Source organism: Streptomyces sp. NPDC005151 (assembly GCF_053599875.1).
In genome coordinates, this window is record NZ_JBSFYR010000032.1 from 1 (window position 1) to 17,605 (window position 17,605).

At 69.4% G+C, this 17,605-nt stretch carries 15 protein-coding genes; 12 read left to right on the top strand and 3 right to left on the bottom strand.

Going from position 1 to position 17,605, the window contains the following annotated elements:
* Positions 1-213: 213 nt before the first annotated feature.
* From ACWD6R_RS18790 to ACWD6R_RS18810, 5 genes are all read left to right on the top strand, one after another.
* Complete coding sequence (locus ACWD6R_RS18790) at positions 214-1,029, top strand: phosphatase (RefSeq protein WP_451819691.1); 816 nt, start codon at positions 214-216, stop codon at positions 1,027-1,029.
* Positions 1,030-1,157: 128 nt separating this feature from the next.
* Positions 1,158-1,373 carry a helix-turn-helix domain-containing protein gene (locus tag ACWD6R_RS18795; RefSeq protein WP_266984444.1) on the top strand — a complete coding sequence of 72 codons (216 nt, stop codon included), beginning with the start codon at positions 1,158-1,160 and terminating at the stop codon, positions 1,371-1,373.
* A 109-nt stretch (positions 1,374-1,482) separates the two neighbouring features.
* Positions 1,483-1,581: a 30S ribosomal protein bS22 gene (locus ACWD6R_RS18800; RefSeq protein ID WP_003948845.1), complete on the top strand. Its 99-nt coding sequence runs from the start codon at positions 1,483-1,485 to the stop codon at positions 1,579-1,581.
* 213 nt (positions 1,582-1,794) lie between these two features.
* On the top strand, positions 1,795-2,889 hold the full coding sequence (locus ACWD6R_RS18805; protein ID WP_451819692.1) for an NAD-dependent epimerase/dehydratase family protein: 1,095 nt from the start codon (positions 1,795-1,797) through the stop codon (positions 2,887-2,889).
* Between the two features lie 15 nt (positions 2,890-2,904).
* Positions 2,905-3,960 carry a lysophospholipid acyltransferase family protein gene (locus ACWD6R_RS18810; RefSeq protein WP_451819693.1) on the top strand — a complete coding sequence of 352 codons (1,056 nt, stop codon included), beginning with the start codon at positions 2,905-2,907 and terminating at the stop codon, positions 3,958-3,960.
* Between the two features lie 273 nt (positions 3,961-4,233).
* On the opposite strand, the gene ACWD6R_RS18815 is transcribed toward ACWD6R_RS18810, so the two are convergent.
* The 3 genes from ACWD6R_RS18815 to ACWD6R_RS18825 form a co-directional block, all read right to left on the bottom strand.
* Positions 4,234-5,424: a DUF5667 domain-containing protein gene (locus ACWD6R_RS18815; protein ID WP_451819694.1), complete on the bottom strand. Its 1,191-nt coding sequence runs from the start codon at positions 5,422-5,424 to the stop codon at positions 4,234-4,236.
* 210 nt (positions 5,425-5,634) lie between these two features.
* Entirely contained in the window at positions 5,635-6,411 is a 777-nt protein-coding gene (locus ACWD6R_RS18820; protein ID WP_451819695.1) for an ECF subfamily RNA polymerase sigma factor, BldN family, read from the bottom strand.
* Between the two features lie 376 nt (positions 6,412-6,787).
* Positions 6,788-7,744: an HAD family hydrolase gene (locus tag ACWD6R_RS18825; protein WP_451819696.1), complete on the bottom strand. Its 957-nt coding sequence runs from the start codon at positions 7,742-7,744 to the stop codon at positions 6,788-6,790.
* A gap of 157 nt (positions 7,745-7,901) precedes the next feature.
* Between ACWD6R_RS18825 and ACWD6R_RS18830 the strand changes: the two genes are divergently transcribed.
* The 7 genes from ACWD6R_RS18830 (at position 7,902) to ACWD6R_RS18860 (ending at position 17,603) form a co-directional block, all read left to right on the top strand.
* Positions 7,902-8,177, top strand: coding sequence for a glutaredoxin family protein (locus ACWD6R_RS18830; RefSeq protein ID WP_326604418.1), 276 nt, complete (start codon positions 7,902-7,904; stop codon positions 8,175-8,177).
* Positions 8,178-8,449: 272 nt separating this feature from the next.
* Entirely contained in the window at positions 8,450-9,223 is a 774-nt protein-coding gene (locus ACWD6R_RS18835; RefSeq protein WP_451819697.1) for a redox-sensing transcriptional repressor Rex, read from the top strand.
* On the top strand, positions 9,220-10,722 hold the full coding sequence (locus ACWD6R_RS18840) for a glutamyl-tRNA reductase (protein WP_451819698.1): 1,503 nt from the start codon (positions 9,220-9,222) through the stop codon (positions 10,720-10,722). The genes ACWD6R_RS18835 and ACWD6R_RS18840 overlap by 4 nt, the downstream gene beginning before the upstream one ends.
* The gene (hemC, locus tag ACWD6R_RS18845) at positions 10,719-11,705 is read left to right on the top strand and encodes a hydroxymethylbilane synthase (RefSeq protein ID WP_451819699.1); all 987 of its coding nucleotides are present in this window, start codon (positions 10,719-10,721) and stop codon (positions 11,703-11,705) included. Before ACWD6R_RS18840 ends, hemC begins: the two co-directional genes overlap by 4 nt.
* Entirely contained in the window at positions 11,702-13,369 is a 1,668-nt protein-coding gene (locus ACWD6R_RS18850; protein ID WP_451819700.1) for a uroporphyrinogen-III synthase, read from the top strand. The genes hemC and ACWD6R_RS18850 overlap by 4 nt, the downstream gene beginning before the upstream one ends.
* A gap of 126 nt (positions 13,370-13,495) precedes the next feature.
* Positions 13,496-14,494 carry a porphobilinogen synthase gene (gene hemB / locus ACWD6R_RS18855; protein WP_451819701.1) on the top strand — a complete coding sequence of 333 codons (999 nt, stop codon included), beginning with the start codon at positions 13,496-13,498 and terminating at the stop codon, positions 14,492-14,494.
* Positions 14,495-14,753: 259 nt separating this feature from the next.
* On the top strand, positions 14,754-17,603 hold the full coding sequence (locus ACWD6R_RS18860) for a right-handed parallel beta-helix repeat-containing protein (RefSeq protein ID WP_451819702.1): 2,850 nt from the start codon (positions 14,754-14,756) through the stop codon (positions 17,601-17,603).
* The last annotated feature ends 2 nt before the right edge of the window (positions 17,604-17,605 follow it).

Here is a 17,605-nt window from a genome sequence, read left to right on the forward strand (position 1 = left end):
GGGGAAGGAGCTACTAGGGCATTTCGGCAACGCGGGAAGCGTGCGTGCCAGGGCGTGGCCGCCCGATCAGAGGTCACCCGACAGGCTCTGAGGCGGGTGGGAGCGGGCCGGTTCGGCCGTTTCCGCGCGGCGGCGGGGACGAGGTTACGCCAACTGTGGGGCCCGACCTCTCTTTTGGCCCTCCGTCCGGGTGATTGAGGCAGCATCGGCAGGGTGTTGAGCACCGGAGCGCTGCGCGCGCATCTGCTGGCGGCCCGGCTGGCCGGGCCCGTGGCCACCTCGCGGGAGGTGAGTCTGCGGAGCTATCGGCTGTTCGCGGCCAGGGATCCGCGGGTGATGCTCGGGCTCGACCCCGCATGGGGGTGGGAGGAGCCCGATCTGCTTCGGCTGATGGCCGACAAGTGCGGGGTTTCGAACGATCCCGCTCACGTTGCGGGTCCTGATGTGATCGATCCGGAGCGGACATTGGCCGGTCTGGATGCGTTTGCCCAGCGGTTGTCGAGCGCGGCGGTCCGGCGGGCGCCGGTGCTGTTCGGGACCGGTCATCCGCACCGGCTGCTCGGGTTCTACGTCGCGCTGGCAGACGCCATGTCGGCGGCGGGATGCGCCGTACTCACCCCCGCGCAGGGGAGATGTATCGACATAACGACCCGGTTCGGCGTACGCACGTACAAGCTCGACTACGTACGGGGAGTCGCCATGGTGCGCGAACCGGGCGTGCGGCCCCACGGTAGTGAGCCGGGCGCACATACCCACTCGCCGCTGCCGGTCCGGGTCGCGCTGGAGGCGGCGGTGGTGGTCCACGGGCGGCTTCCGGAGCTGGTCGTCGGGGACCACGGCTGGGTCTGCGGCGCAGGTCAGCTGGGCATTGAGGCAATCGGTCTGGCGGATACGGACGATCCCGCGCTGTTCGTCGGGGAGGCCGAGGGGCGGGTCTCGGTCGCCGTTCCGCTCGACGACGCCGTGCGGTCCGCTTATTACCGGCCGCTTACTCGCTATGTACTCAATCGGGCGTGTCTGTCACAGTAGGCGGCCGATGGTCCCTCCTCTTCCCCACTCGCATCACCCGCCCCTAATCTGGGGAGTGAGCGCACAACGACGAAGAGTCACCGGAGGGGAAGCCGGTGCGCGTCTCGTGCGGAAGGTACAGGTGGGTCATGGCTGGTGCTGGCAGCGAGAGGCCTCTCAACGAGGTCAAGTTTCTGACCGTGGCGGAAGTCGCCTCGGTCATGCGCGTGTCGAAGATGACCGTGTACCGCTTGGTGCACAGTGGTCATCTGCCGGCGATCCGGGTGGGCAGGTCCTTCCGGGTCCCGGAGCAAGCGGTTCACGAGTATCTCCGCGAGTCCTTTGTGGGGGTGGAGTCCGCCTGACCTTCACCTCGGATTACGTCCCTCACCCGGTGGCGGGTAGGCTAGGCCGACGTAGGTCGTGTGGGCCCAGACGCCCCGCACCAGTGAAGAGAAGTGAGCGAGGGTAGTCGTGGGCTCTGTTATCAAGAAGCGGCGCAAGCGGATGGCCAAGAAGAAGCACCGCAAGCTGCTCAAGCGCACGCGCGTTCAGCGTCGCAACAAGAAGTAAGCGAACGCAGTTCGTGAATCCGCAGCCCTCCCGCCGATACGGCGGGAGGGCTGCGGTGCGTTTGCGGGAGGGGCCTCTGCGGGCGCGTGTGGGCCGTGTGACGCACATTTGGGCCAAAGACTCGGCAGAAGGCCGCCGCGCAGTCATCACAGGGCAACATCCACCCGCTACGGTGACGGCCAGGGGAAACCTCTTCGACGGAAGGCGCTGATCTTGGGGAAGGTCGTGCTCGTCACGGGAGCAGCCCGGCAACTGGGCAGCCGGTTTGTGCGGCGCATCCAGCGTGATCCGGACGTGGACCGGGTGATCGCCGTCGACGCGGTCGCGCCGGCACACCAGTTGGGTGACGCCGACTTCGTACGTGTGGACATCCGCCAGCCCGCGATCGCCAGAGTTCTTGCCGCGCACGCCGTCGACACGGTCGTGCATCTGGACGTCAGCGGCAAGGCGCTCGGCGCGGGCGGCCGGACCACCGTCAAGGAGACCAACGTCATCGGCACCATGCAGTTGCTCGGTGTCTGCCAGAAGTCGCCGACGGTCCGGCGGCTGGTGATCAAGTCCAGTACGAGTGTGTACGGCTCCGCGCCGCGCGATCCGGCGGTCTTCACCGAGACCACCCCGCCCAAGTCCCTGCCGAGCGGGGGCTTCGCGAAGGACGCGGTGGAGGTCGAGGGATACGTACGGGGCTTCGCGCGCCGCCGGCCTGACGTGGCCGTGTGCGTGCTGCGGTTCGCGAACATCCTGGGGCCGGACGCGGACTCGCCGCTCGCCGACTACCTGGCACTGCCCGTGCTGCCGACGGTGTTCGGGTACGACCCACGGCTCCAGTTCGTGCACGAGGACGATGTCATCGACGTACTGAGGATCGCCTCGCACGAGCCGCGGCGCGGGACGCTGAACAGTGGCACGTTCAATATCGCCGGCGACGGGGTGCTGTTGCTCTCGCAGTGCGCGCGGCGGCTCGGGCGGCCGACGATGCCGGTGCCGCTGCCCGCTGTCACCTGGGTGGGCCAGGCGCTCCGTACGGTCGGCATGACGGACTTCTCGCCGGAGCAGATCCGGCTGCTCACGCATGGCAGGGTGGTCTCCACCGTCCAGATGCGCGAGACGCTGGGCTTCCACCCGGGATTCACCACCTCGGAGACGTTCGCCGCGTTCGCGCGCGGCCTGGGTCCCGGACTGCTGCCGCCCGAGACGGTGGGCAGGGCCGTCGACCGGCTGGCGGCGCTGCCGTTCGCCGGTGGGACCGGCGAGGTTCCGGTGATCACCGGGTCAGGCGACACACAACCGACCCCCGGCGTCAGGTAGAGGAGCGCACCGACGATGGCGGATGCCAAGGTCATTCCGTTCGATGACGACCGTTCACGGTCGGGTGGCGCGCAGCGGTCCGCCCGCCGACGGGCAGCGGCGGGGCCCGCGGTGGGCACCGCAGCCCTCAGCGCCCTGCCGGGGCAGCAGGACGCCGTGCAGGCCCAGGAGGCGGTGCAGGGGGACGGGGAACCCGTGGAGGGTGCGCAGGCTCAGGAAGGGGCTCGGCGCGGCAGCTGGGACCGGCGGATCGCGGGTGGGCTCGCGTTTCTGCGGCGGCGGGTCACCGGTGAGTACGAGGTCGACGAATTCGGGTACGACAAGGAGCTCACCGATCAGGTTCTGATGTCGGTGCTGAGACCGATGTACGAGAAGTACTTCCGGGTCGAGGTGAAGGGCATCGAGAACATCCCGTCGGACGGCGGGGCACTGATCGTGGCCAACCACTCGGGGACGCTGCCGCTGGACGGGCTGATGCTTCAGGTCGCCGTGCACGACACCCACCCGGCCGACCGGCATCTACGGCTGCTCGCCGCGGACCTGGTGTTCATGATGCCGGTGGTGAACGAATTGGCCAGGAAGGCCGGGCACACGCTGGCCTGCGCGGAGGACGCGGAGCGGCTGCTGAGGCAGGGCGAGGTCGTCGGGGTGATGCCGGAGGGCTTCAAGGGCATCGGCAAGCCGTTCGGCGATCGGTACAAGCTGCAGCGGTTCGGGCGGGGCGGCTTCGTGTCGACGGCGCTGCGGGCCGGGGTGCCGATCGTGCCGTGCTCGATCGTGGGGGCGGAGGAGATCTACCCGATGATCGGCAATGCGAAGACGCTGGCGCGGGTGCTGGGGATTCCGTACTTCCCGATCACACCCACGTTTCCCTGGCTGGGACCGTTGGGTGCGGTTCCGCTGCCGGCCAAGTGGACGATTCAGTTCGGGGAGCCGATTTCTACGGACGGGTATCCGGTGGAGGCGGCGGAGGATCCGATGCTGATGTTCAACTTGACGGATCAGGTTCGGGAGCAGATTCAGCACACGCTGTACAAGTTGTTGGTTCAGCGGCGGTCGGTGTTCTTCTGACGGTGCGGTCGGGTGTGTGCCTGGGGCGTCCGGCAGCCGATTTGTCCTCAATCGCCGGACGGGCTTGATGTACCGGCGATTGAGGACAGTTGGGGCCAGGGGTCTCCCCCCAGTGCCCCTCCCGGCAAGCTTTGCCCCGTCGCGCTGCCCGGCACGCCCGATCGCCGCGTTGGCCAAAAGTCCTTGGAGCGGAGCTACCAGGACTTCCGGCCGCCTTGCGATCGCACGCACCGGACGACGCTCCTCATGGGGCAAACACTGCCGGTCACGGCACTAGCCGTCTTCGCTCTCGTCGTTGATTCCCAGGCCTGGGAGCAGCCCGGGGAGTAGCGGGGGCAGGGTGACGTCCGGGGTGGGTGAGGTGGATCCCCTGCCCGTTGTGGACGGGGTGGCGCCCGGTGACGGGGGGGCCAGGAGGCCGTCCGTGCCGCCCGCGATCAGGCCGTCGGCCGGAGTGGAGGCCGAACCGGACGGGTCCGGGGTGCCGGTGTCGCCCCGCTGGCCCTGTGAGGCTTCGGGGGACGAGGGCGCAGGGCTCTCCGTGAGGGATGGGTCGTCGGACTGCTGCGACGAGCCGGACTGTTGCGAGTCGGTGCTCGGGTCCGGGGTGCGGGGCAGCAGAGACTGCAGCGGTGCGACCTCTTCGTCTATGGCCTCGAAGACCGAGCTGACCTCGTCCCCGACGTCCGTCAGCTGGACCGGCAGCCGGTCGCGCAGGCTGCTCCAGCTCCCGCGGTGGTTGCGGGAGAAGGAGTCCAGGGTCTGGATCGGGCCGAGTGTTCCGTTGCGCTGGTACGCGGCGTGGAGCAGGCGGTGGCCCTCGGTGGCGTCGCGCGTCATGCCGTTCAGCGTGCGCCTGATCTCGCCCAGTGATTCGTGGTCCAGATCGCCCGCGCGGTCGCGTTCCATGAGCCTGCGGGCCTCGCTCAGCCGCGTCGATGCCTGGTCGAGGTAGACCTCGCCGCGGTCGGTATCGCCGTTGGCCATACCGAGGTGGATGTCCTCCATGCCGCGCTTCAGCCCGTACAGCGAATCACCCGGAAGGGCGTCGGAACTGGCAGCGGCTACTCCGCCGAAGGCTCCCGCGGCGACGCCGACGGTGAGCCCGCCGGCGGCGAGACCCTTCGTCCAGCGGGAGCGGGGGCGCAATTTTCGGAGCGGGGAGGCCCGGTGGGCCCCCTTGCTCCGTTGTTCGGGCACCGTAGGGCCCGTGGATGCGCCGCCCTCGGCAAACATGGCCTCCATGGCGGCCACGAGCTGCGCTCGCTGCACCACTTTGACCTCGGGATCCAACTCCGGCCTCGGCAGCTCACCGAGGCCGTTCGCCAGGGCCAACAGCGTTCCGTGGTCGGCCGGTTCGGCCGGTTCCTCGGGCTGTACGGCCGCCGCACCCTGGAGCTCCTGCTCCTCCAGGGCCTGGGCGAAGGCGTTCGCCCGCCGGTGTGCCGAAACGTTTGCGATCACTGGCGGCACCTCCTCTCGTCATGACGGTCGACTCCCCTGGGGGTCCGGAAGGTTGCACACCTTGAGCGCTTCCACACGAATGAGTGAGTGTAGGCGGACATGGAGTGACGACAGGGGGGCTACAACCGGCACAACGAGTGGCGCGGCACTTGGGTTACGCACGAAAGATGATCGGACCAGTGCGTGATCGGGGCGTCGCAGAGGGTGTTCTCAGCGGGCATCGTCCGGCAGCAGTCGGGCGAGGGTGCGGACGGCGCGGTACTGCAAGGTCTTGATCGCGCCCTCGTTCTTGCCCATCACGCGGGCCGTCTCGGCGACCGAGAGGCCCTGCAGGAAGCGCAGCGTCACGCATTCCTGCTGCTGGGGGTTGAGTCGGCGCACGGCTTGCAGCAGTGCGGCGTTGGAGAGGGACTCCAGGACGGAGTCCTCGGGGCTGCGCTCGACCTCGTTGGCGTCGAGCATTTCGCCGGTGGTCACTTCCAGCCGGAACCGACTGGACTTGAAGTGGTCGGCGACCAGGTTGCGGGCGATCGTGACCAGCCAGGCGCCGAAGTCGCGGCCCTGCCAGGTGAAGGTGGAGATGCGGCGCAGGGCGCGCAGGAAGGTCTCACTGGTGAGATCCTCCGCCGTCGCCTTGCCGCCCACCCGGTAGTAGATGTAGCGGTAGACGGTGTCGCTGTACTTGTCGTAGAGACGGCCGAAGGCGTCAGCCTCACCGGCCTGTGCGCGCTCGACGAGATCCATCATGCGCGCGCTGTCGCTGTCGGCGGTCGGCCGACGAACGGTGGACGTGGTCGTTGCGCCGCGGTTGCTGCGTCTTCCGACCGCCGCACCGCGTTCGGCCAGGGCGTAGCAAGGGCCGACAGGTGCAGGGGTGGCAAAGGCGGGTACGGCGTACGCGGTGGGGACGAAGCCGCGCAAGCGGTCGGCGACCGTTGCGCGCAGCGTAGCCAGGCCCGAGGCGTCAACCCCGACGTGTGGGTACACGGGACTCCCAGAGGCAGAGCTTCCATCACGTGCAGTGCGAAACCGTCACTCGTCGTAGTGAGTGGGGGGTTCCGGAATGCGTCTGAGGAGAATAACGCTTCGTACAGGCAGTGCTACACCCAGTTGCTCAAATCACCGATTCCGTCGCTTCTGTGGCGACTATGAGACGCATCAAGTAGCACATCGTGACCGGTTATTGATCGGATTACTTCGTGATCTGGCTGCGGCCGCGACGGGTTGTGGTCGGGTGCGCGCAATCCGACTGGCGGGAGCGGTCGGTGGGTAAGGGGTCCCGTTTGGCGGCGCGGCCGGGCGTGGCCCGGCCCCCCGAGGCGGGGGCCGGGCCACGTGGTCGGTGTGTCGGTGCGTCCGCGGGTCAGCGGCGGCGGCGGTGCAGGGCGACCGCGGCCGCGGTGCCGCCCGCGAGGGCGCCGACACCGGCGGCGGCCGGGATGCCGACCTTGGCCGCCTTGCGGCCCGTGCGGTAGTCGCGCAGCCGCCAGTCCAGGGCCCGGGCGTGCTTGCGGAGCTTGGCGTCCGGGTTGATCGCGTACGGGTGTCCGACCAGGGACAGCATCGGGATGTCGTTGTGCGAGTCGCTGTACGCCGCGCAACGCGCCAGGTCGAGGCCCTCGGCGGCGGCCAGGGCGCGGACCGCCTCGGCCTTCGCGGGCCCGTGCAGCGGTTCGCCGACCAGGCGGCCGGTGTAGACGCCGTCGACGGACTCGGCGACCGTGCCGAGCGCGCCGGTCAGGCCGAGGCGGCGGGCGATGATCGTGGCCGTCTCCACCGGGGCGGCGGTGACCAGCCAGACCTTCTGCCCGGCGTCGAGGTGTGCCTGGGCGAGGGCGCGGGTGCCGGGCCAGATGCGGTCGGCCATGTACTCGTCGTAGATCTCCTCGCCGATGGACATCAGCTCGGAGACGCGGTGGCCCTTGACGATGGACAGGGCGCTGTCGCGGGCGTCCTGCATGTGTTCCGGGTCCTCGACGCCGGCCAGCCTGAACCAGGCCTGCTGCCAGGCGAACCGGGTCAGCTCGCGGCGCTGGAAGAACTTGCGTTTGTACAGGCCGCGGCCGAAGTGGAAGATCGCCGCGCCCTGCATGACGGTGTTGTCCAGGTCGAAGAAGGCGGCGGCCCGTTCGTCGCCGACGACCGGGAAGGCCGGTTCCGGCTCCTCGGCCGTGGCGGGGGCCGTGCCGGTGGATTGTCCGGCGGGCTGTTCGGCGGGGAGTGACGACTTCCGCGCTGCCTCGGCTGCTGCCTCGCCTGCCAGCACGCTCCGTGCTGTCGCGGAACGCCTACGGGGTGTGAGCCATCCAAGAGCGGCCATGTTGTGAGCATAGCCAGTCCGTTAGGCCTTTCCCGACGTGCCGGATGCGGTGGCGTGAACTCTCGGGGACCGAATTATTAAGCGGGCGATTCCGGGCATAACGGATCAGCGCCCGACGGACTCCGGAAACGGCATGCGGGCGGCGCAGAATAAAGGCATGAGTGCCTTGCTGCGTCGTACGAAGAAGAAGCCCGCGGACCGTGTCGTGACCCTGGTCGGGAAGCCCGGTTGTCACCTCTGTGACGACGCGCGGCTGGTGGTGAGGGAGGTCTGCGAGGAGACCGGCGCGTCCTGGGAGGAGAAGGACATCACCCAGGACGAGGAGCTGCACCGGGAGTACTGGGAGCAGATTCCGGTCGTCCTCATTGATAACGAACAGCACACGTTCTGGCGGGTGGACCCGGCGAGGCTGCGCAGCGCGCTGCTTTCCTGAGTGAAACCCGGTTACCATCATGGGCGTTTTGAGTGGTCTCGGGGGTGTAGTTGTGAGGAGTGTGTACTGCCTTGCCCCCTTCGGGCCTGCAACGGGCTGATGCGATCCATGGTTCCGGGATCGCGCGACGGATGTGCGTGACCCCGGTCACTTTGACCGGACAAAACGGACACTATCTTTGTGCACACGTTCACAAAGACATAGCCTGCATTCGACGGGGCGGTCTTGGAACATGCGGCCGCCTGCAGCCCCGCTCATCCCGCAGGAGCACCGTGGCAACTGGCCGAACTCACCGACCGGCGACCCGTAGCCGAGGAATTCCCGAGGCCACCGTCGCCCGGCTTCCGCTGTATCTCCGCGCACTGACCGCGCTCTCCGAGCGCTCGGTCCCCACGGTCTCGTCCGAGGAACTCGCCGCGGCGGCGGGGGTCAACTCCGCCAAGCTGCGCAAGGACTTCAGCTACCTCGGGTCGTACGGGACGCGCGGCGTCGGCTACGACGTCGAGTATCTCGTCTACCAGATCTCCCGCGAACTCGGGCTCACCCAGGACTGGCCGGTCGTCATCGTCGGTATCGGCAACCTCGGCGCCGCGCTCGCCAACTACGGCGGCTTCGCCTCCCGTGGCTTCCGGGTCGCCGCGCTGATCGACGCCGACCCCGCGATGGCCGGGACGCCCGTCGCCGGGATCCCCGTCCAGCACGCCGACGAGCTGGAGAGGATCGTCAGGGACAACGGCGTGTCGATCGGTGTCATCTCGACCCCCGCCGGTGCCGCACAGCCGGTCTGCGACCGGCTCGTCGCCGCGGGCGTGACCTCCATCCTGAACTTCGCGCCGACGGTGCTCTCCGTGCCCGACGGCGTCGACGTCCGCAAGGTCGACCTCTCGATCGAGCTCCAGATCCTTGCCTTCCACGAGCAGCGGAAGGCGGGCGAGGAAGCCCCCGGCGGGAACAGCGTCGACCCGGCCGCGCCGCCCGTGCGTACCGCCACGGACAGCAGCCGGAAGGGACCCGACGGGGACATTCCCGCCGTGATGCCGGCATGAGTCTTCTTGTCGTCGGACTGAGCCACCGGAGCGCCCCCGTCTCCGTACTGGAGCGGGCCTCGCTGGCTGCCGGGACGCAGGCCAAGCTCCTGCAGGACGTCCTTGCCGCGGAGCCCGCGGCCGAGGCCGCCGTCCTGGCCACCTGCAACCGCATCGAGCTGTATGCCGACGTGGACAAGTTCCACGCCGGTGTCGCCGAGCTGTCCACGCTCCTCGCCCAGCACAGCGGGGTCGGGCTGGACGAGCTCACTCCGTATCTCTATGTGCACTACGAGGACCGGGCCGTCCACCACCTCTTCTCGGTGGCGTGCGGGCTGGAGTCGATGGTCGTCGGCGAGGGCCAGATCCTCGGCCAGATCAAGGACGCGCTGGCGCTGGGGCAGGAGCTCCACACCGCCGGCCGGCTGCTGAACGACCTGTTCCAGCAGGCCCTGCGGGTCGGTAAGCGTGCCCACAGCGAGACCGGGATCGACCGGGCCGGGCAGTCGCTCGTCACCTTCGGTCTGCAGCAGCTCGCCGACGGCGCCGATGTCGCCGTCTGGGCGAAGGGCAAGCGCGCCCTGGTGATCGGCGCCGGTTCGATGTCCTCGCTGGCTGCCGCCACGCTGGCCCGTACCGGTGTCGCCGAGATCGTCGTCGCCAACCGGACCCGGGCCCGCGCCGACCGGCTCGTCGAGATCCTCCATCAGCCCGGCGGAACGGGAGTGACTGCCCGCGCCGTGGAGATGGCCGCGGTCTCCGACGAACTGACACGTGCCGATGTCGTCGTCTCCTGCACCGGTGCGACCGGTCTCGTGCTGACCGCCGAAGCCGTCGCCGGAGCGCTCGGGCTGCCCTTCGACGCGGCCGTCACCGCGCCCCCGGCGCCCGCCGTGCCCGCCGCCGACCTGGACCAGCACGCCGCGTGGGTGGAGAACGGCTCCGCCACCACGACCGCGCAGGTACGGGCCGTCCGCCGGGCCACCGTGCCCGCGCAGGACCGGTCCGCCGGACCGGTCAGGCTCGCCCTGCTCGACCTCGCGATGCCGCGCGACATCGACGGCGCCTCGACGCGCCTCGACGGTGTGTGCCTCGTCGACATCGAGTCGCTCGCCGAGGCATCCGCGGACGCCCCGATGGCCGCCGATGTGGACCAGGTGCGCACCCTCGTCGCCGACGAGGTCGCCGCGTTCGGCGCCGCCCAGCGCGCCGCCCACATCACACCGACCGTCGTCGCCCTGCGCACGATGGCCGCCGATGTGGTGGCCGGCGAGATCGCACGGCTCGACGGACGCCTCCCCGACCTGGACGAGAAGCAGCGCGCCGAGATCACGCAGACCGTGCGCCGCGTCGTCGACAAGCTCCTGCACGCGCCCACCGTGCGGGTCAAGCAGCTCGCCAGCGAGCCCGGCGGCGCCGGGTACGCCGATGCGCTGCGGGAACTCTTCGACCTCGACCCGCAGACGGTCGCTGCCGTCTCCCGGGCAGACCTGAACGACCCGAATAGAGGGCGGTCATGACCGACAACTCATCCCAGCGTGCGCAGACCGACGCGCCGCTCCGGCTGGGCACCCGGCGCAGCAAACTCGCCATGGCGCAGTCCGGCCTCGTCGCCGACGCGGTCAGTGAGGTGACCGGGCGCGCCGTCGAGCTCGTCGAGATCACCACGTACGGAGATGTCTCCCGCGAGCACCTCGCGCAGATCGGCGGCACCGGTGTGTTCGTCGCGGCGCTGCGCGAGGCGCTGCTGCGCGGCGAGGTGGACTTTGCCGTGCACTCGCTGAAGGACCTGCCGACCGCACAGCCCGAGGGCCTCGTCCTCGCCGCCGTGCCGGTGCGCGAGGACCCGCGCGACGTGCTGGTGGCGAGGGACGGGCTGACCTTCGAGCAGCTGCCGTCCGGTGCCCGCATCGGCACCGGTTCGCCGCGTCGCATGGCGCAGCTCAACGCGTACGCCCGCAGCCACGGCCTCGACATCGAGACCGTGCCGATCCGCGGCAACGTCGATACGCGTATCGGATTTGTACGAAGCGGTGAACTGGACGCGGTGGTTCTTGCCGCGGCCGGGCTCAGCCGCCTCGGCCGGATCGGTGAGGTGACCGACTTCCTGTCGGTCGACACCGTTCTGCCCGCTCCCGGCCAGGGAGCACTGGCGATCGAATGCGCTGCAACCAGCGCGGACCTCGCCGCAGCACTCGCCGAGCTCGACGACCCGTACACCCGGGCCGCCGTGACCGCCGAGCGCGCCCTGCTCGCCGCCCTGGAGGCCGGCTGCTCCGCACCTGTGGGTGCGCTGGCCGACCTCCTGGTCGACGGACAGGTTGTCAACGAACTGCGCCTGCGCGGTGTCGTCGGTTCCACCGACGGTTCCTCGCTCGTACAGATGTCCACCACCGGTCCCGTCCCCACGTCGCCCGACGACGCGGCGGCCCTCGGTCGCGAGCTCGCGACCGAGATGCTTGCCAAGGGTGCGGCCGGTCTTATGGGGGAGCGAGCACTTTGAGCCCCACCGGCCCCGCCGTATCCGACTTTCCGGTCCTGTCCGCAGGGCACGTCACCTTCCTCGGCGCCGGTCCCGGCGATCCGGGACTGCTGACTCTGCGCGCTGTCGAGGCGCTCGCGAGCGCGGACGTCCTTGTCGCCGAGCCGGACGTTCTCGGCGTCGTCCGCGGCCATGCGCGGGCAGGCGTAAGCACGCCTGAGCTGGCGGTTGTTGACGTGACGTCAACAACCGCCGGGGTGCCCGTTCTCAGGGACGCGGCCAATCTTGTCATGGAGGCCGCGAAGGGCGGCAGGCGGGTCGTCCGTGCCGTCTCGGGGGACCCGGGCCTGGACGGGAACGCAGGCGCGGAGATGCTCGCCTGTGCCGCCGCCGGCATTCCCTTCGAGGTCGTGCCGGGTGTCGCGAACGCCGTGGGCGTGCCCGCGTACGCCGGTGTGCCGCTGCGTGATACGCAGGGCGCCGACGTCCGGTTCGTCGATGCCCGGACCGCCTCGGACCGCTGCTGGACCGAGGTCGGCGCGAGCGATGCCACGGCGGTCGTCTCGACGACGCTGGACTCGGTCGCGGCCGCCGCAGGCGAGCTGGTCTCTGCGGGCCGCAAGCCCGACACCCCGCTGACCGTGACGGTCGCCGGCACGACGACGCGCCAGCGCACCTGGACGGCGACCCTCGGGACCATCGCCCAGGTCCTGAAGCAGGCGAAGGTGCTGCCGTCGCCGGACGGGCACCAGCCGGTCATAGCCGTGGTCGGTGAGCGCAGCTCCGCCGCCCAGCGCGACCAGCTCTCGTGGTTCGAGTCCAAGCCGCTCTTCGGCTGGAAGGTGCTCGTGCCGCGGACGAAGGAGCAGGCGGCGTCGCTCTCCGACCAGCTGCGTTCGTACGGCGCCGTGCCGTACGAGGTCCCGACGATCGCCGTCGAGCCGCCGCGTACGCCCCAGCAGATGGAGCGCGCGGTCAAGGGCCTCGTCACGGGCCGCTACGAGTGGATCGCCTTCACCAGCGTCAACGCGGTCAAGGCGGTCCGGGAGAAGTTCGAGGAGTACGGGCTCGACGCCCGTGCCTTCGCCGGGATCAAGGTTGCCGCGGTCGGCGAACAGACCGCAGCCGCACTGATCGATTTCGGTGTGAAGCCGGACCTGGTGCCGTCCGGTGAGCAGTCCGCCGCCGGTCTGCTGGAGGACTGGCCGCCGTACGACCCGGTCTTCGACCCGATCGACCGCGTCTTCCTGCCGCGCGCCGACATCGCCACGGAGACGCTCGTCGCCGGCCTCATCGACCTGGGCTGGGAGGTCGACGACGTCACCGCGTACCGCACGGTCCGCGCCTCGCCGCCGCCGTCCGACACCCGGGAGGCGATCAAGGGCGGCGGGTTCGACGCGGTGCTCTTCACCTCGTCGTCGACCGTCCGGAACCTGGTCGGTATCGCGGGCAAGCCGCACAACGTGACCGTCATCGCGTGCATCGGCCCCGCCACGGCGAAGACCGCGGAGGAGCACGGCCTGCGGGTCGACGTACTCTCCCCGGAGCCGTCGGTGCACAAGCTGGCCGAGGCGCTCGCCGAGTTCGGCGCGCAGCGCCGGGAGGCGGCGAAGGAGGCCGGTGACCCGGTGACGCGGCCGAGCGAGCGGCGTCCGGGTGCGCGCAGGCGTCGTACGACGACCTGACCGGCCGGGTCGGGAGTGTTCAGGGGTCCGGTTGCTTCGGCAGCCGGGCCCCTGCCCGTTCTCCGGTCCGTTTTTCCGGCACGGGTGTCGGTAAGACGGTGATGTGTACGGGTCTATCGTCGAAGGATGACTGTGCACGGAAACTTCCCCGGCTCCCGCCCCCGACGGCTGCGGACGACCCCGGCGATGCGACGGATGGTCGCCGAGACACGGCTCGACCCGGCGGACCTGATCCTGCCCGCGTTCGTACGCGAGGGCATCACGGCGCCCGTCGCCATCTCGACCATGCCCGGTGTCCAGCAGCACACCCTGGACTCCCTCCGGAAGGCCGCGGTCGACGCGGTCTCGGCCGGGGTCTCCGGAATCATGCTCTTCGGTGTCCCCGCGGACGAGAAGAAGGACGCCCGGGGGACCGCGGGCACCGACCCGGACGGCATCCTTCAGGTCGGTCTGCGCGCGGTGCGCGAAGAGGTCGGTGACGACCTCGTCGTCATGTCGGACCTGTGCCTGGACGAAACCACGGACCACGGTCACTGCGGCGTCCTGACCGCCGACGGCCGCGTCGACAACGACGCGACGCTGGAGCGGTACGCCGAGATGGCCCAGGTCCAGGCGGATGCGGGCGCCCATGTGGTCGGCCCCAGCGGCATGATGGACGGCCAGGTCGGCGTCATCCGTGACGCGCTCGACCAGACGGGCCACGAGGACGTCTCGATCCTCGCCTACACGGCGAAGTACTCGTCGGCGTTCTACGGGCCGTTCCGTGAGGCGGTCGGCTCCTCGCTCAAGGGCGACCGCAAGACGTATCAGCAGGACCCGGCGAACAGCCGCGAGTCCCTGCGCGAGCTGGCGCTCGACCTCGAAGAGGGCGCCGACATGGTCATGGTCAAGCCGGCCGGACCGTACCTGGACATCCTGGCGAAGGTTGCAGACTCGGTGGACGTGCCGGTCGCCGCGTACCAGATCAGCGGCGAGTACGCGATGATCGAGGCGGCGGCGGAGCGTGGCTGGATCGACCGGGACGCGGCCATTCTGGAGAGCCTGACCGGGATCCGGCGGGCCGGGGCGCAGATGATCCTGACGTACTGGGCGACGGAGGTCGCGCAGCGGCTGGGGCGGCGCTGAGCGGAAGCGGCGTCGGTGGGGGCGCCGGTCGTCCTGTGCCCGCCCGCTGAGTGATCGCCGTAGGACCGGTGAGCCCCCGTCTGTCCCGATGCCGGGACGGGCGGGGGCTCTTTTTTGGTTCAACCCCTTGACAGTCATCCGATGTATTAATAGCTTGCGGCGCGTTGATCCCCGTACAACTCGCAGAAGTTGGGCATAGACATTGGATGCCTGGCTTTCATGGAAGCCATTCCTGCATGACCGTCGATGAGGAGTGCCCGTGCGCACTGTCCCTGGTTCCTGCCCACGCCGCCGAGACCCGGCCTCAGTGCTGACTGCCGTCGTGGCCTCCGCCGCGCTGGGGGTCGGGCTGGCGATGGTGCCCGGGGTGCCTGCCGTCGCGGTCGGCAGGGATGGTGAGTCCGTCACCTTCCATGTCTCGCCCCATGGCAATGACCGCGCCAAGGGCTCGGCGGCGAAGCCGTTCCGGACGCTGGAACGGGCGCAGAAGGCCGTCCGTGCGTCGCTGAGCAAGGGCGTGCGGGAGAGGAGACCGATCGATGTCGTGGTGCACGGTGGGACGTACCGGCTGCGGTCCACGCTGGAATTCACCGCCGCCGACTCCGGCACCGCCCAGGCTCCGGTCCGGTACCTCGCGGCGCCCGGCGAGCGTGTCGTCATCAGTGGCGGTCGCGCGCTCGCACCTCGCTGGCGGTCCCACTCCGACACGATCGAGGTCGCGGACATCGGAGCGGGCCTCGACTTCGACGGGCTCTTCGTCGACGGGCAACGGCAGACACTCGCCCGCTACCCAGACTACGATCCGGGCACGGCGATCCTCGGCGGGTACGCGCCGGACGTCATCTCCGCCGAGCGCGTGGCCCGTTGGAAGAATCCGATGACGGCGCTCGTACGCGGTCTGCACGACGGCATGTGGGGCGGGAACTCCTTCAAGGTCAGTGGCGTGAAGGCGGACGGCACGCCCGAGCTGGCCTGGGTCGGTGACAACAACCGGGGCAGCGGCCTGCACGACACGTACCGCATGGTCGAGAATGTCTTCGAGGAGCTCGACGCCCCCGGCGAGTGGTTCTACGACAAGCCCGCCGGGAAGCTCTACTTCTATCCCCCCGCCGGAGTCGACCCCGCCCGGGCCCGCGTCGAGACGGCCGAGCGGAACGAACTGATCAGGGTGGAGGGCAAGGGGCCGGGCGACGCCGTGCGCCACCTGACCTTCTCCGGCTTCACCTTCGCCCGGACCCACCGCACGCTCTTCAACACGCCGTACGAGAAGCTCCAGCTCGGCGACTGGGCCCTGGCGCGGGTGGCCGCGGTCCATCTGAAGAACACCGAACACGTCTCCGTACGCGACTCACACTTCGACCAACTCGGCGGCAACGCCCTCCTGGTCGACGGGTACAACAGCCGCGATGTCGTCTCGGGCAACGAGTTCAGCCACTCGGGGGCCTCCGACATCGCGGTCATCGGCAATCCGGACGCGGTCCGCGAGCCGTCCACCTGGGACGACATGCGCAGGACCATCAGCGACACCCGGCCCGGACCGAAGACCGAGAACTACCCCCGCGACATCAGCATCCGGGACAACTACCTGCACGACAACGGACAGTTCGAGAAGCAGACCTCCGGTGTGCAGATATCGATGAGCCGCCGCGTCACCGTCGACGGCAACACCATTCATGACGGTCCCCGCGCGTGCGTCGACATCAACGACGGCACCTGGGGCGGCCACCTCATCGAGAACAACGACATCTTCGACTGCGTCAAGGAGACGTCCGACCACGGGCCCTTCAACTCCTGGGGCCGGGACCGCTTCTGGCCGCTGACCGCCGACGACGCCACGAAGAAGTCGTACGCGAAGCTGGACGCGATGGAGACCACCGTCATCCGCCACAACCGGATCCGGCACTCCTCGCACTGGGACATCGACCTCGACGACGGCAGCTCGAACTACCTCATCGAGGACAACCTGCTGCTCAACGGCGGGGTCAAGCTGCGCGAAGGCTTCCACCGGACCGTACGCAACAACGTCTTCGTCAACGGCGGCGCGCACTTCCACGTCTGGTTCGCGGACAGTGGGGACGTCGTCGAGAAGAACGTCTTCGTCACCGACACCCCCTACAGCCTGATTCAGGTCGACGTGGCCAGGAGCAAGCCCGTCATCAACGACAACCTGTTCTGGAACAACGGCAATGCCGTGCAGGGGCTCAACGACGCCTGGAAGGCCAACGGACTGGACACCCGCTCGGTGATCGCCGACCCGAAGTTCACCGGCGCGTCGCCCTTCGCGGACCCGGCACAGCTCGACTACACCGTCCGGTCCGACTCGCCCGCACTGGCCCTCGGCTTCCACAACATCGCGATGGACGGATTCGGCAGGGTCGGTTCCCCCACCCCGCCGCCGCTCACCTGGCCCACGGAGACCCCTGACACCGACACCCTCGACGCCCTTCCGGAACCCCTGCTGGGCGTGCCGGTGACACGGATCTACTCGGACGCGATCAAGTCCGCCACAGGACTGACCGACACCGACGGTCTGCACCTGGCTTCCGTGCCGAGCACCTCGGAGGCGTACCGGCAGGGCCTGCGCGCCAATGACGTCATCCGGGAGATCGACGGCCGGCCGGTCACCGACCGCAACAGCTTCTGGCTCGCCTACAACCAGGCCGCCCCCGGAGCCGACGTCGCGCTGAAGGTCTGGCGCAATCAGGCGCCCGTCCCAGTGAACCTGCGCAAGCCCACCGGAGTTCAGCAGATCAACAACACCTCCGGCGTCGTCTACGGCGGCACCGGCTGGGACTGGAAGAACAGGTACCGAGGCGGCGCGGGAGGCTGGGCCGACGACGTGCACGCCACTCAGAGCAAGGGGGATTCCTTCGAACTCGCCTTCAACGGGACCGCGATCGATCTCATCACCCAGGTCAACACCGACGAGGGTGAGGTCGAGCTCTTCATCGACGGCCGGTCCGTGGGCACGATCGACAACCACAACGCCACGCGTGTGCACCAGAAGACGGTCTTCAGCGCGGCCGAGCTCGCCCCCGGGGTGCACACCCTCAAGGGCGTCATGAAGACGGGCGACTACATGATCGTCGACAGTTTCAGGATTCAGTAGCG